Origin of the sequence: Streptomyces sp. NPDC005775 (genome assembly GCF_042871565.1) — a bacterium.
Lineage (GTDB): Bacteria > Actinomycetota > Actinomycetes > Streptomycetales > Streptomycetaceae > Streptomyces.
Window position 1 is genome coordinate 122,533 of sequence record NZ_JBIAIU010000017.1, and the last position, 13,523, is coordinate 136,055.

At 71.3% G+C, this 13,523-nt stretch carries 14 protein-coding genes; 6 read left to right on the forward strand and 8 right to left on the reverse strand.

The features are described from left to right. Nucleotides 1-21: 21 nt before the first annotated feature. Nucleotides 22-1,272, reverse strand: coding sequence for an acyl-CoA dehydrogenase family protein (locus ACFYPA_RS32135; RefSeq protein ID WP_389135885.1), 1,251 nt, complete (start codon nt 1,270-1,272; stop codon nt 22-24). Nucleotides 1,273-1,280: 8 nt separating this feature from the next. Further along, complete coding sequence (locus ACFYPA_RS32140; RefSeq protein WP_359315926.1) at nt 1,281-2,309, reverse strand: phosphotransferase family protein; 1,029 nt, start codon at nt 2,307-2,309, stop codon at nt 1,281-1,283. 169 nt (nt 2,310-2,478) lie between these two features. Here ACFYPA_RS32140 and ACFYPA_RS32145 point away from each other — a divergent pair, with 169 nt between their 5' ends. Together ACFYPA_RS32145 and ACFYPA_RS32150 are read left to right on the forward strand one after the other, a co-directional pair. After that, nucleotides 2,479-3,768, forward strand: a complete 1,290-nt coding sequence (locus ACFYPA_RS32145) for a glucarate dehydratase family protein (RefSeq protein WP_359315928.1) — start codon at nt 2,479-2,481, stop codon at nt 3,766-3,768. Between the two features lie 44 nt (nt 3,769-3,812). Then, nucleotides 3,813-4,748 carry an NADP-dependent oxidoreductase gene (locus ACFYPA_RS32150; protein WP_359085987.1) on the forward strand — a complete coding sequence of 312 codons (936 nt, stop codon included), beginning with the start codon at nt 3,813-3,815 and terminating at the stop codon, nt 4,746-4,748. A gap of 15 nt (nt 4,749-4,763) precedes the next feature. On the opposite strand, the gene ACFYPA_RS32155 is transcribed toward ACFYPA_RS32150, so the two are convergent. Genes ACFYPA_RS32155 through ACFYPA_RS32170 form a run of 4 tightly spaced genes read right to left on the reverse strand, consistent with a single transcriptional unit; the run spans nt 4,764 to nt 6,964 of the window. After that, nucleotides 4,764-5,075: a DUF202 domain-containing protein gene (locus tag ACFYPA_RS32155; RefSeq protein WP_359315931.1), complete on the reverse strand. Its 312-nt coding sequence runs from the start codon at nt 5,073-5,075 to the stop codon at nt 4,764-4,766. Beyond that, on the reverse strand, nt 5,072-5,467 hold the full coding sequence (locus ACFYPA_RS32160; RefSeq protein WP_359085985.1) for a DUF202 domain-containing protein: 396 nt from the start codon (nt 5,465-5,467) through the stop codon (nt 5,072-5,074). The genes ACFYPA_RS32155 and ACFYPA_RS32160 overlap by 4 nt, the downstream gene beginning before the upstream one ends. A 43-nt stretch (nt 5,468-5,510) precedes the next feature. After that, nucleotides 5,511-6,023 carry an NUDIX domain-containing protein gene (locus ACFYPA_RS32165; RefSeq protein ID WP_359315933.1) on the reverse strand — a complete coding sequence of 171 codons (513 nt, stop codon included), beginning with the start codon at nt 6,021-6,023 and terminating at the stop codon, nt 5,511-5,513. 47 nt (nt 6,024-6,070) lie between these two features. Further along, nucleotides 6,071-6,964 carry a DMT family transporter gene (locus tag ACFYPA_RS32170; RefSeq protein WP_359085983.1) on the reverse strand — a complete coding sequence of 298 codons (894 nt, stop codon included), beginning with the start codon at nt 6,962-6,964 and terminating at the stop codon, nt 6,071-6,073. Between the two features lie 218 nt (nt 6,965-7,182). Here ACFYPA_RS32170 and ACFYPA_RS32175 point away from each other — a divergent pair, with 218 nt between their 5' ends. Continuing rightward, entirely contained in the window at nt 7,183-8,838 is a 1,656-nt protein-coding gene (locus tag ACFYPA_RS32175) for an FAD-binding dehydrogenase (RefSeq protein WP_359085982.1), read from the forward strand. Nucleotides 8,839-8,947: 109 nt separating this feature from the next. Then, the gene (locus ACFYPA_RS32180; protein WP_359085981.1) at nt 8,948-10,195 is read left to right on the forward strand and encodes an aromatic acid exporter family protein; all 1,248 of its coding nucleotides are present in this window, start codon (nt 8,948-8,950) and stop codon (nt 10,193-10,195) included. A gap of 12 nt (nt 10,196-10,207) precedes the next feature. Here the strand turns inward: ACFYPA_RS32180 and ACFYPA_RS32185 are convergent, their stop codons facing one another. Continuing rightward, complete coding sequence (locus ACFYPA_RS32185; protein ID WP_359085980.1) at nt 10,208-10,639, reverse strand: ASCH domain-containing protein; 432 nt, start codon at nt 10,637-10,639, stop codon at nt 10,208-10,210. 209 nt (nt 10,640-10,848) lie between these two features. Here ACFYPA_RS32185 and ACFYPA_RS32190 point away from each other — a divergent pair, with 209 nt between their 5' ends. Both ACFYPA_RS32190 and ACFYPA_RS32195 read left to right on the forward strand, forming a co-directional pair. After that, nucleotides 10,849-11,514, forward strand: a complete 666-nt coding sequence (locus tag ACFYPA_RS32190; RefSeq protein ID WP_359086002.1) for a molybdopterin-dependent oxidoreductase — start codon at nt 10,849-10,851, stop codon at nt 11,512-11,514. Beyond that, nucleotides 11,498-12,127: a cytochrome b/b6 domain-containing protein gene (locus ACFYPA_RS32195; protein ID WP_359315935.1), complete on the forward strand. Its 630-nt coding sequence runs from the start codon at nt 11,498-11,500 to the stop codon at nt 12,125-12,127. Before ACFYPA_RS32190 ends, ACFYPA_RS32195 begins: the two co-directional genes overlap by 17 nt. On the opposite strand, the gene ACFYPA_RS32200 is transcribed toward ACFYPA_RS32195, so the two are convergent. After that, nucleotides 12,124-13,521 (reverse strand): gluconate:H+ symporter, encoded by a 1,398-nt coding sequence (locus tag ACFYPA_RS32200; RefSeq protein WP_359085978.1) that lies wholly within the window; start codon nt 13,519-13,521, stop codon nt 12,124-12,126. The genes ACFYPA_RS32195 and ACFYPA_RS32200 overlap by 4 nt on opposite strands. Nucleotides 13,522-13,523 lie beyond the last annotated feature (2 nt).

Consider the following 13,523-nt stretch of genomic DNA (forward strand, 5'->3'; position numbering starts at 1 on the left):
CCGGCCGGCCGGGAACACGCCCTAGAGGTACTTCTTGATCTCCCGCTGCGCCAGCGACCGCTGGTGCACCTCGTCCGGGCCGTCCGCCAGCCGCAGCGTCCGCGCCGCCGCCCACAGTTCGGCCAGCGGGAAGTCCTGGCTGACCCCGCCCGCGCCGTGCAGCTGCACCGCCTGGTCGAGGATGGCGACCACCGCACGCGGGGTGGCGATCTTGATGGACTGGATCTCGGTGTGCGCGCCCCGGTTGCCGACGGTGTCCATCAGCCAGGCGGTCTTCAGCACCAGCAGCCGCAACTGCTCCACCGTGACCCGGGCGTCCGCGATCCAGTTCTGCACGACGCCCTGCTGGGCGAGCGGCTTGCCGAAGGCCGTACGGGCCACCGCGCGCCGGCACATCAGCTCGATGGCGCGCTCGGCCATGCCGATCAGCCGCATGCAGTGGTGGATACGGCCCGGGCCCAGTCGCGCCTGGGCGATGGCGAAGCCGCCGCCCTCCTCGCCGATCAGGTTCGTGGCGGGCACCCGCACGTCGTCGAAGACCACCTCGGCGTGACCGCCGTGGTAGTGGTCCTCGTAGCCGTACACCTTCATGGCCCGCTTCACCGTCAGGCCCGGGGTGTCGCGCGGGACCAGGATCTGCGACTGCTGGCGGCGGAGGTCCTCGCCGTCCGGGTCGGTCTTGCCCATCACGATGAAGACGGCGCAGTCCGGGTTCATCGCCCCGGAGATGTACCACTTGCGGCCGTTGATGACGTAGTCTCCCCCGTTCTCGGCTCCGCTCGAACGGGAGGTGCCCCCTCCGTCCCGGGTGATCCGGGTCTCGATGTTGGTCGCGTCCGACGAGGCGACCTCCGGTTCCGTCATCGCGAACGCGGACCGGATCTCACCGGCCAGCAGCGGCTCCAGCCACTGCTTCTTCTGCTCCTCGGTGCCGAACTGCGCCAGCACCTCCATGTTCCCGGTGTCCGGTGCCGCGCAGTTCAGCGCGGTGGGCGCCAACTGCGGGGAGCGGCCCAGGATCTCCGCCAGCGGGGCGTACTGGAGGTTGGTGAGCCCGGCGCCGTACTCGGCGTCCGGCAGGAAGACGTTCCACAGGCCCTGCCTGCGCGCCTCGGCCTTGAGGTCCTCCACGATCTGTGGGGTGTCCCACGGCGACGCGAGCTGCGCGCGCTGCTCCTCCGCGGTCTGTTCGGCGGGGTAGACGTGCTCGTCCATGAAGGTGAGCAGCTTGGCGCGCAGCTCCTCGGTACGGGCGTCGAATGCGAAGTCCATGGGGTGGGTCAGCCTTCCTGGAGGGTGGTGAGGCCGTGCTCGATGAAGACGGGGACGAGGTCGCCGATGCGGTCGAAGCCGCCGCCGACCGTCTGGCCCAGGGTGTAGCGGTAGTGGATGCCCTCCAGGATCACGGCGAGCTTGAACCAGGCGAACGCCGTGTACCAGGAGATGCCGGAGGTGTCCCGGCCGGAGCGGGCCGCGTAGCGCTCGATCAGCTCGGCGGGGGAGGGGTGGCCGGCCGCGCCGCTGGTGGTGGACACCGGGGACGCGGGCAGGTCCAGGTCGGAGCTGTACATCACCAGCAGGCCCAGGTCCGTGAGCGGGTCGCCGAGCGTGGACATCTCCCAGTCGAGGACCGCCTTGATCTCGTCGTCGGACCCGATCAGTACGTTGTCCAGGCGGTAGTCGCCGTGGATGACGGTGGGGGCGGGGGAGTGGGGCAGCTGCCGTCCGAGTGCCGCGTGCAGCTCGTCGATGCCGGGGAGTTCGCGGTTGCGGGAGGCGTCCAGCTGCTTGCCCCAGCGGCGCGACTGCCGGTCCAGGAAGCCCTCGGGGCGCCCGAAGTCGCCGAGGCCGACCGCCTGCGGATCCACGGCGTGCAGCTCCACGAGGGTGTCGACCAGACCCAGCACCGCCTTGCGGGTGCGCTCGGCGCCCAGCGGGGCGAGCTGCTCCGCGGTGCGGTACGGGGTGCCCTCGACGTACTCCATGACGTAGAAGGGCGAGCCGATGACCGAGTCGTCCTCGCAGAGCAGGACCGGTTCGGGGACCGGGACGGCCGTGGGATGCAGCCCGCTGATCACGCGGTGCTCGCGCTTCATGTCGTGCGCGGTGGCCAGGACGTGGCCCAGGGGCGGCCGGCGCACGACCCAGCGGCCCGTGCCGTCCGTCTCCGTGACGACGTACGTCAGGTTCGAGCGACCGCCCTCGATGAGCCGGGCGTCGAGCGGTCCGTTCACCAGACCCGGCCGCTCGCGGTCGAGATGTCCGCGCAAGCGGTCCAGATCGAGACCTGGCGGGTGGACTGGGCTCATCGTGCGCACCTCCGGGGTGGAAAAAGACCGACCGGCCTATGACGTCGGTGTTCATGATGCCGACCAGTCGGTATGTCGTCCAGTGAACTCCCGCATTGGAATGTGTGACTCCGGCCCGAATGACGGGCGGGCCCTGGCTTTCAGTCGCATGGCTGAATAGAGTTCACGTATGAATACAGACTGGTTGATCGACGAAGTCCGGCTGACCCCGATCCTCATCGCCGACCCGCCGCTCCTGAACACCCAGGGCGTCCACCAGCCGTACACCCCGCGGCTCATCGTGGAGGTCGTCACCCGTGGCGGCGTGACCGGCATCGGGGAGACGTACGGCGACGGCAAGTACCTCGACCTGGCCCAGCCGCTCGCCACGGCTCTGGTCGGACGCCCGGTCAGCGATGTGAACGGCCTCTTCGCCCTCGCCGACGAGGTGTGCGGCGATTCACGCGCGGCCGACGAGCGGGTCGACGCGGGCGGGCTGCGCGGTGTGCAGACCGCGGACAAGCTGCGGCTGTCGGTGGTCTCCGGCTTCGAGGTGGCCTGCCTGGACGCGTGGGGCAAGACGCTCGGCCTGCCGGTGCACGCGCTGCTCGGCGGCAAGGTCCGTGACAGCGTCGAGTACAGCGCGTACCTCTTCTACCGCTGGGCAGGCCACCCGGACGGCGGCGAGCGCGACGACTGGGGCGCGGCCGTCGACCCGGCCGGAGTCGTCGCCCAGGCACGGCGCTTCGCCCGGGAGTACGGCTTCTCCTCCTTCAAGCTGAAGGGGGGCGTCTTCCCGCCCGACGAGGAGATCGCCGCGATCCGCGCACTGGCCGAGGCGTTCCCCGGGCAGCCGCTGCGCCTGGACCCCAACGGTGCCTGGTCCGTGGAGACCTCGCTGTACGTCGCCGGGCAGCTGGGGGACGTACTCGAATACCTGGAGGACCCGGCGAGCGGTACGGACCTGATGGCCGCCGTCGCGGCCGGCACCGACGTACCGCTGGCCACGAACATGTGCGTCACCACGCTCGCCGAGGTCCCGGAGGCCTTCGCCCGGGACGCCGTGCAGGTCGTCCTCTCCGACCACCACTACTGGGGCGGGCTGCACCGCACCCGCGAACTGGCCGGCATCTGCCGCACCTTCGGCGTCGGCCTCTCCATGCACTCCAACACCCACCTCGGGATCAGCCTCGCCGCCATGACGCACGTCGCGGCCACCGTCCCCAACCTCGACTACGCCTGCGACAGCCACTACCCCTGGCAGACCGAGGACGTCATCACCGCCCGTCATGTCTTCGAGGACGGACGGCTGACCATCTCCGACGCCCCCGGCCTCGGCGTCGAACTCGACCGGGAACGCCTCGCCGTGCTGCACCGCCGCTGGCTCGACGACGACGGCACGATGCGCGAGCGCGACGACGCCGCCGCGATGCGCAAGGCCGAACCGGGGTGGGTGACGCCCTCGATCCCGCGCTGGTGACGGCCTGAGTTGCGGACGCCCCGCCCCGCGGCGAGTGTCGGTACATGAAGGCGATCAGCTACAGCGGATACGGCGGGGCCGACGTCCTGGAGTACGGCGAGCGGCCCGACCCCAAGGTCGGCCCCGACACCGTCCTGGTGAAGGTACGGGCCGCGGCGGTCAATCCGGTCGACCGCGTCGCCAGGGAGGGGCACCTCGACGCCCTCATGGACACGGTCTTCCCGGTGATTCCCGGCTGGGACGTCTCGGGGGTCGTCGTCCAGCCCGGCATCGCCGTCGACGAGTTCGCCGTCGGCGACGAGGTCATCGGCTATGTGCGGGAGGACTTCCTCAGCCGCGGGACCTTCGCCGAGTACGTGGCCGCGCCCGTGCGCACCCTGGCCCGCAAGCCGCTGAGCCTCAGCTTCGAGGAGGCGGCGGGCCTGCCCCTGGCCGGTCTCACCGCGTACCAGGTGCTGTACCACTCGCTGCGCGTCCGCGACGGCGACACCGTCCTCGTCCACGCGGCGGCCGGCGGCGTCGGCTCGATGGCCGTGCAGATCGCCCGCCACACCGGATGCCGGGTCATCGGGACCGCGAGCGAACGCAACCACGACCACCTCCGGCAGCTCGGCGCGGAACCCGTGGCGTACGGGGACGGCCTCGCGGACCGGCTGCGGGCGCTGGCGCCGGACGGGATCGACGCAGCCTTCGACACCGTGGGCGGGGAGGCGCTGCGGGTGTCCGCCGAGACGCTCGCACCGGAGGGGCGCCTGGCCTCCATCGTGGACGACGAGGTGTTCTCGTACGGCGGCACCTACGCGTTCGTACGGCCCGACGCGAAGGACCTGGCCCATCTGGCGGAGCTGGCCGAGCGGGGCATCGTCTCGGTCCACGTGGACCGGGTCTTCCCGCTGGCCGAGGCCGCGGAGGCCCACCGGCTCAACGCCGAGGGCCGCACGCGCGGCAAGATCGTCGTCACCGTGGACTGGGAGAGCTGAACCGGCGGGCCGCCCTCAGAACAGCATCGCCGCGGCGAACCCCGCCAGTGCCACCGTGCACGCCGCGGCCGTCAGTGCCGCGCGGGCCCCGAGCGGCTGGGGGCGCGAGGCCCCCATGCCCTGCACCCGCCGGTTCGCCACCCGCAGGAACCCCAGCCAGGCCAGCACGCTCAGCGACAGCGCGACGACCCCGGCCGGGGTCACCCCGCCGTGCAGCGCCTGTTTTCCGGCCAGCAGAGCCACCACCGTGCAGGACAGGGTCGTACGCCGCCAGGCCAGCCTGGTCCGCTCGGGCTGGAGCCCCGGGTCGCGCTCCGCCGTGCTCACCGGCCCTCCCAACGGAACAGGACCACCACCACCATCGCCACGGCCACCACGGCGACCACCAGACTCAGCAGCGTCGGGAAACGCGACACCGGCAGGTCCTCCCCGCGCCGCATCGCCCGCTCGCACCGCACCCAGTGGTTGACGGCCCGCAGCGCACACAGCACCCCCGCCGCGAGCAACGCGAGCGCAAGGCCCGCGCGCACGCCCCACGCCAGTTCCGGCAGGAACTGGTCGACCGCGAAACCGCCGCCGATCAGTGCGAGAGCCGTCCGGATCCAGGCGAGGAACGTCCGCTCGTTGGCGAGCGAGAAGCGGTAGTCGGGGGTGTCGCCCTCTTCGCGGATCCGCTGCGGCGCGAACCACAGCCGCAGACTCTGTACGAATTCGTTCACGTGTGGACCTTATCCGCTGCTTCGGCGGCCCTCCCCGGCCGCTTCAGGACGATGCCCGGAACGCCTGGAGCCGCCGGTAACCCTCCAGCCCGTCCGGCACCCACGGCCAGTCGCCGAGCCGCTGCTCCAGCTCCGCGTCCGTGAGGAAGGTGTGCCAGGCGACCTCCTCCACCTGCGGCCGCACCGGCAGCGTGCACCGTACCCGGTACACGGAGGACCACCAGCTGTGCCCGCCGCCCTCGTAGAGGAACGTGAACAGCGGCTCGGGCCGGGGCAGTCCCGTGACGCCCAGCTCCTCCTCGGCCTCCCGCAGCGCCGCCTCGTCGTAGGACTCACCGGCACCGACGACCCCGCCGACGAACATGTCGTAGTGGGAGGGGAAGACCAGCTTGGTGGCGGTCCTGCGGTGCACGAAGATCCTGCCGTCGGCGTCCCGGGCCTCGATGAAGACACAGCGATGGCGCAGGCCCCGCGCTGTCGCCTCACCGCGCGGGGCCTGTCCCACGACGACATCGTTCTCGTCGACGATGTCCAGGATCTCGTCAGAAGGATTCATGCCTTCATCCAACAGCAGCCCCACGACTCGCGAGCGGCGAGCACCCCTCAACGCGGCTGGAGGCTCTGCGTGCGACGTCCGCCCACGGGCCCCTCCGGCATCGCGGGGTGCAGTCCCAGCAGCACGATCCCGGCCACGATCGCCGCCAGCCCGGCCGCCTGCCAGGCCAGGGCTCCCGTGTCCGTACGCACCTGGTCACCCAGGAAACCGATCCCGCAGGCGATCCCGGCCAGCGGCTGGGCCGCGGTCAGCGCCGGCAGGGACATCCGCAGCGGGCCCGTCTCGAAGGCACTCTGGACGAGGATCAGTCCGGTCACCCCCAGCACCAGCACCGCGTACGGCTGCCAGCTGGTGACGAGCCCCGCCCAGCCACCGTCGGAGAACCGCTCCCCGCTGACCCGGGTGAGGGCGTCCTGGAGTCCGTACAGCAGCCCCGCCGCCACCGCGAGCAGCGCGGGGGACGCCCCCGACCGTGAGCGCTTGGCGAACGCGGTCAGCAGCAGGGCCAGGCCCACCACCACACCGATCACCAGCCAGTGCCGCAGCGGACTGGACACCGCCTGCCCGCCCTTGGGCTCGCCCGCCACCAGGAACGCGGCGACCCCGCCGGCCAGCAGCCAGAGCCCCGCCCAGCCCTGCCGGCCCAGCCGCTGACCGGTGCGGTGACGGGACAGGGCCATCGCGAAGAGGAGGTTGGTGGCCAGGAGCGGTTCCACGACGGAGACCTCGCCCTTGCCCAGGGCCAGCGCGCCCAGCACCATCCCGCAGACCATCAGTCCGATGCCGGCCAGCCAGCTGCGCACCCGCATCAGGTCCAGCAGCAGCCGGGGCGAGAGGTAGTCCCTCTTCGGGGCATGGCGGGCGGCGGCCTGCTGCAGCACGAAGCCGAACCCCAGACAACAGGCCGCACTCACGGCGAGCACGAGGACCAGCACCGACACGCTTCTCCACCCCGAGTCAGGCCGTAAGAGGGTGATGTGTCTCGACGATAACGCCTGCCGGTCACCGCTGCGGCCGGTGTGCCGCCGACCGGGCGGTTGACGCCGGGACGGCCGGTACCGAAGATCTGACGCACGAGTAACTTCCCGAGCGGCCGCACGGATGACGTGCGGTCCTTCGACCGGACCGCGGCCCGGTCGCCCCGACAAGGATGGAACCCATGGCGTACGACGCTGACGTGATTGTGATCGGGGCAGGACTCGCGGGGCTGGTCGCCACCGCGGAACTCGTCGACGCGGGCCGCTCGGTCATCGTGCTCGACCAGGAACCCGAGCAGTCGCTCGGCGGCCAGGCGCACTGGTCCTTCGGCGGTCTCTTCCTCGTCGACTCGCCCGAACAACGCCGCATGCGGATCAAGGACAGCCATGAGCTGGCCCTCCAGGACTGGTTCGGCACGGCCGGATTCGACCGCGAGGAGGACCACTGGCCCAAGAAGTGGGCCGAGGCGTACGTCGACTTCGCCGCCGGTGAGAAGCGCTCCTGGCTGCACCAGCAGGGCATGCGGTTCTTCCCCGTCGTCGGCTGGGCCGAGCGCGGCGGCTACGACGCGAACGGCCACGGCAACTCGGTCCCCCGCTTCCACATCACCTGGGGCACCGGCCCCGGCGTCGTCGCCCCCTTCGAGCGCCGCGTGCGCGAGGGCGTCGCCAAGGGGCTCGTCAGCTTCCGCTTCCGCCACCGCGTCACCGGCCTCGGCCGCACCGGGGGCACCGTCGACACCGTGAGCGGCGAGATCCTGGAGCCGAGCGCCGCGGCCCGCGGCACCGCGAGCAGCCGTGAGAAGGCCGGCGACTTCGAGCTCACGGCCCAGGCGGTGATCGTCACCTCGGGCGGCATCGGCGGCAACCACGACCTCGTACGCAAGCAGTGGCCCGAGCGGCTCGGCACACCGCCCGCGAAGATGCTCTCCGGCGTCCCCGCCCACGTCGACGGGCTGATGCTCGGCATCACCGAGGACGCGGGCGCCCACCACATCAACCGCGACCGGATGTGGCACTACACCGAGGGCATCGAGAACTGGAACCCGATCTGGGACAAGCACGGCATCCGCATCCTGCCCGGCCCGTCCTCACTCTGGCTGGACGCCCGCGGCAAGCGGCTGCCCGTCCCGCTCTTCCCCGGCTTCGACACCCTCGGCACCCTCGAACACATCATGCGCAGCGGCCACGAATACACCTGGTTCGTCCTGGACCAGAAGATCATCGGCAAGGAGTTCGCCCTCTCCGGATCCGAACAGAACCCCGATCTGACCGGCAAGTCCATCCGCGACGTGATCGGACGGGCCCGCGCGGACGTGCCGGGGCCGGTGAAGGCGTTCATGGACCGGGGCGTGGACTTCGTCGTCGAGAAGGACCTCGGGGCCCTGGTCCGCGGCATGAACGCGCTCACCGGCGAAGCGCTCATCGACGAGGACGACCTGCGCCGCGAGATCACGGCCCGCGACCGCGAGGTCGCCAACCCCTTCACCAAGGACCTGCAGATCACCGCGATCAGGGGCGCCCGCACCTACCTCGGCGACAAGCTCATCCGTACGGCCGCGCCGCACCGCATCCTCGACCCCGAGGCCGGGCCGCTGATCGCCGTGCGGCTCAACATCCTGACCCGCAAGTCGCTCGGCGGACTGGAGACGGACCTGTCCTCCCGCGTCCTCACCGCCGGCGGCAGCCCGTTGGCCGGGGTGTACGCGGCCGGCGAGGCGGCCGGCTTCGGCGGCGGCGGAGTGCACGGTTACCGCTCCCTGGAGGGCACCTTCCTCGGCGGCTGCATCTTCTCCGGCCGGGCAGCGGGGCGCGCGGCCGCGGCGGCGGTCGGATAGAGCGGCCGGCGGGCGGCCGGCGGGCCGCCCACGGCCCCGCGCGCGTCCGTCCGGTGGGGTTCCGGAGCCGGAACCGTGCCGAGGCGCCGGATTCGGGCATGGGAACAAGATGCCAGGAGTAGCCGAACCCGTCATCAACCTCGTCCGGCGCACCACCGAGCCCGTGGCCGCGCAGACCCTGCGTTCCACGGGCGCGGCGGTGATCGCCTATGCCGTGGCGACCGCGACGCTGACCGAGCCCGCACCCCTGACCGCACCGCTGACCGCACTGCTCGTCGTCCAGGTGACCCTCTACGCCACCGTCAACATGTCGGTCAAGCGTGTGGTGGCCGTCATCGTCGGTGTCCTCATCGCGAGCGGCTTCAGCGCCCTGGTCGGCATTTCCTGGTGGAGCCTGGGGCTGACCATCTTCACGGCGCTGGTCATCGGCAGACTGGTCCGCGTCGACGAGTTCGTCCCCGAGGTGGCGATCAGCGCCATGCTCGTCCTCGGCGTCACCTCGCAGACCGCGCGGTCCAGCATGGCGTGGGACCGCGTGTACGAGACACTCATCGGCGCCGGTGTGGGCCTGCTGTTCAACCTGCTGTTCGCCCCGCCCGTCTGGGTGCAGACCGCGGGCACGTCCATCGACGGACTGGCCCGCGAGATGGGGCAGATGTTCCGCGACCTGGGGAGCGACCTCGCCCGTCCGGTCACCGTCCCGGAGGCGGCCGACCGGCTGCACCGGGCCCGCCGTCTCGACCACGACATCGTCGAGGTGGACGCCTCACTGCGGCAGGCCGAGGAAAGCCTGATGTACAACCCGAGGGTGCGGCAGGGGCTGCTGCACCGGGTGGTGCTGCGCACCGGTCTGGACACGCTGGAGATCTGCGCGGTCGTCGTGCGGGTGCTGTCCAGGACGCTGACCGACCTCGCCAAGGACCGGGTCGACGAACCCCTCTTCCCCGCTGAGGTCGCCGGGCACATCACGGAACTGTTCGAGCAGATGGCGGGGGCCATCGAAAGCTTCTCGGTGCTCATCACCACTCCGGTGGCCGCCAGCGCCGAGGAGGCCGAGGAGCGGCTCACCGAGGCGCTCACCGCCAGCCGGACAACCCGGGACCTGGTGGCCGACATGCTGCTGGCCGCCGTCCAGGAGCATCCCAGGAAGTGGCAGCTGCACGGGGCCCTGCTCGCCGAGGTCGACCGCATCCTGGACGAGCTCGACATCGAGAAGCGCGCCGAACGTCTGGGCCAGGAGCTCGACCGCCGCTCGGCCGAGCTGCACGAGCGCCACCCCCGGCTGCTCGCGCTCCGGCGCCGCCTGGGCCTCGTCAAGGGCGCGAACCGGAAGAAGGCGGAGGCGGAGGCGCTGTGAGGACGGAGCCGGTCAGACCGGTTCGATGAGTTCGACGACCCGGAACCGCTCCGCCACGACCAGTGTGTCGTCGTCGACCGTGAACTCCGGGTCGCCGAGCGCCTCCCGCATCTCGTCGCTGTGCCAGAACCGCTCGTGGCTCTCCCGCCACCCGGCCACCGAGGTGTCGCCCTCGCCCTCGTCGAGCACATGCCGCAGATCGACGTCCCCGAGCCGCAGGATCCGCACCTCGGTGATCTCCGTCACCGCGATCTCCCGCCCGTCCGAGTCGATCAGGGCGGACCGCTCGCCCACCGGCGGCGGCTCCTCCTTCTCCACCTGGTACTCCACGAGGAGTCCGGTGGTCGACACCTTCCGGCCCTCGAGCACCGCGGCGACCAGCTGATCGCGCAACGGACCGGGGAAGACGAGGAGAAAGGGCTTGAGCGCTTCACGGTTCGGCATGGCGCAAGTCTGGCATCCGCGGCCGGCCGCGGGCGGGGAGAATCTGACGGGACGGTGACGTGCCCCCGTCGCCCCTGGCGTCCGGCGCCCCGGAGTGCTCGAATCGAAGGGTGAACAGTTCCTCTTCCGGCGCGGAACCGGACCCGGCGCCGCACGGCCCCGATCCGGACGGCACCGGCGCACCCGTGGGCCGTCGGCTCGTCCTGACGATGCTCGGCCTCGGCGCCGCCGGGCTCGTCGCCGCCCCCGTACTGCAACGGACCCTGGAGTCCGGCCTGGGCGCGCTCTCCACCAAGGACCCCACCGGACTGACGGGACTGCTGCCCAACGGCGGCGGCTTCCGTTACTACTCCGTCGCGACGTCCGTACCGAAGAAGAGCGCCGCCGACTACCGGCTGACCGTCGACGGCCTGGTCGACCGCCCGGCCTCGTACACCCTGGGCGCCCTCCAGCACATGGAACAGACCCGCATGGTCCGGGACGTCCAGTGCGTCACCGGCTGGCGCGTGCCCGAGACGCCCTTCGAGGGCGTACGGCTCTCCGCCCTGCTGGACGCGGCGGGGGTGAGGCCGGGGGCGAAGGCCGTCCGCTTCACCTGCTTCGACGGCACGTACAGCGAGAGCCTCACCCTCGACCAGGCGCGCCGGGCCGACGTGCTGGTCGCGCTGCGGATGCAGGACAAGCCGGTGTCCCACTCCCACGGCGGGCCGGTCCGGCTCTACGTGGCCCCGATGTATTTCTACAAGTCCGCGAAATGGCTCTCCGGGATCACCGTCACGGACTCGGTTCGCCCCGGTTACTGGGAGAAGCTCGGATATGACGTCGACGCCTGGGTCGGCCGGTCCAACGGCCGCGACGATGCCCCCACCACCTGAGACGGCCGGCCGGGTACGACGCTTCAGCGCTTCGGTGCGCTGGGTGCACCGCACCACGGCCGGGCTGATGCTCGTGTGCGTGGCGTCGGCTGCCTGTCTGTACGTGCCACAGCTCGCCGAACTCGTCGGGCGCCGCCACCTCGTGGTCACCGTGCACGAGTGGTCCGGGCTGCTCATCGCCGTACCGCTGCTGACCGGACTCGTCTCGCGGTCCCTGCGGGCGGACCTGGGCCGGCTCAACCGCTTCGGGCCGCACGACCGGCAGTGGCTGCGGGCGGTACGCCGCCGTGACCACCGGCCGGCATCCCGCCCGGCCGGGAAGTTCAACGCCGGACAGAAGCTGTACGCGGCATGGATCGCGGGAGCGGTGCTCGTGATGGCGGCCACCGGGCTGCTGATGTGGTTCACCGGTCTCGCGCCGCTGATGTGGCGGACCGGCGCGACCTTCGTCCACGACTGGCTGGCGCTCGCCATCGGCATCGTGCTGGGCGGACACATCGCGATGGCGCTCGCCGACCCGGAGGCACGCCGTGGCATGCGCACCGGGTCGGTCGAGCGCCAGTGGGCCCGTCGCGAGCACCCGCTGTGGCGGGAGCCGGGGGAAGGTCCCTAGAGGATCAGTGACAGCAGCAGGATGAAGGCCAGGGAGACCACGGAGATGATGGTCTCCATCACCGACCAGGTCTTCACCGTCTGGCCGACGTCCATGCCGAAGTACTCCTTCACCAGCCAGAACCCCGCGTCGTTGACGTGGCTGAAGAAGAGCGAGCCCGCGCCGACGGCGAGGACCAGCAGAGCGGCGTGCGAGGTCGACATGTCGGCCGCCAGCGGGGCGACCAGACCGGCCGCCGAGATGGTGGCGACCGTCGCCGAGCCGGTCGCGAGCCGGATGCCCACGGCGATCAGCCAGCCGAGCAGCAGCGCGGGGATCGACCAGTCCTCGGAGAACTCCAGGATCATCTGGCCGACACCGGCGTCGATCAGCGTCTGCTTGAAGCCGCCGCCGGCGCCGACGATGAGCAGCACACCGGCGATCGGGGCGAGGGACTTCTCCACGGTGGTGGAGAGCCGGCCCTTCGTGAAGCCGGCCGCGCGGCCCAGCGTGAACATGCCCACGATGACCGCCGCGAGCAGGGCGATGAGGGGCGAGCCGATCACATCGGTGACCCGCTGGAGCCCCTGCTCCGGGTCGTCCACCACGATGTCGACGAGGGCCTTGGCCAGCATCAGGACGACCGGCAGCAGGATCGTCGCCAGGGTGGCGCCGAAGCTCGGCCGGCGGTCCAGGTCCTCGGACGGGCGCTGCGGGATCATCTTCTCCGGCGCCTTGATGTCCACCCAGCGGGCGGCATAACGGGAGAAGACCGGACCGGCGATGATCACCGTGGGGATGGCGACCAGGACACCGAGGGCCAGGGTGACGCCCAGGTTGGCGCCGAGGGCGTCGATCGCCACCAGCGGGCCGGGGTGCGGGGGAATGAGCCCGTGCATGACGGACAGGCCGGCCAGGGCCGGGATGCCGATCCGCATCAGGGAGTAGTTGCCGCGCTTGGCGACGAGCAGCACCACCGGGATCATCAGCACGATCCCGACCTCGAAGAACAGCGGCAGACCGATGATCGAGGCGATCAGGACCATGGCCCACGGCATGGCCCGGTTGCTCGTCCTCGCGAGGATCGTGTCGACGATCTGGTCCGCGCCGCCGGAGTCGGCGAGCAGCTTGCCCAGGATCGCGCCGAGCGCGATGAGGACGCCGACGCCCGCGACGGTCGAGCCGAGCCCCGCGGTGAAGCTGGCTATCGTCTTCGCCGGCGCGGCGCCGGCGAACGAACCGAGCGCCAGCGAGCCGATGGTCAGCGCGAGGAACGCGTGCATCTTGAACTTGGTGATGAGCAGAACGATGACGGCGATGCCCGCCAGGACGGCGATGCCCAACTGCGCGTTGCCGGCCGAAGTGATCGGTTCGACGGCGTCCGCTGCCAGCGTCTCGACGCTGAGACTGGTCACGG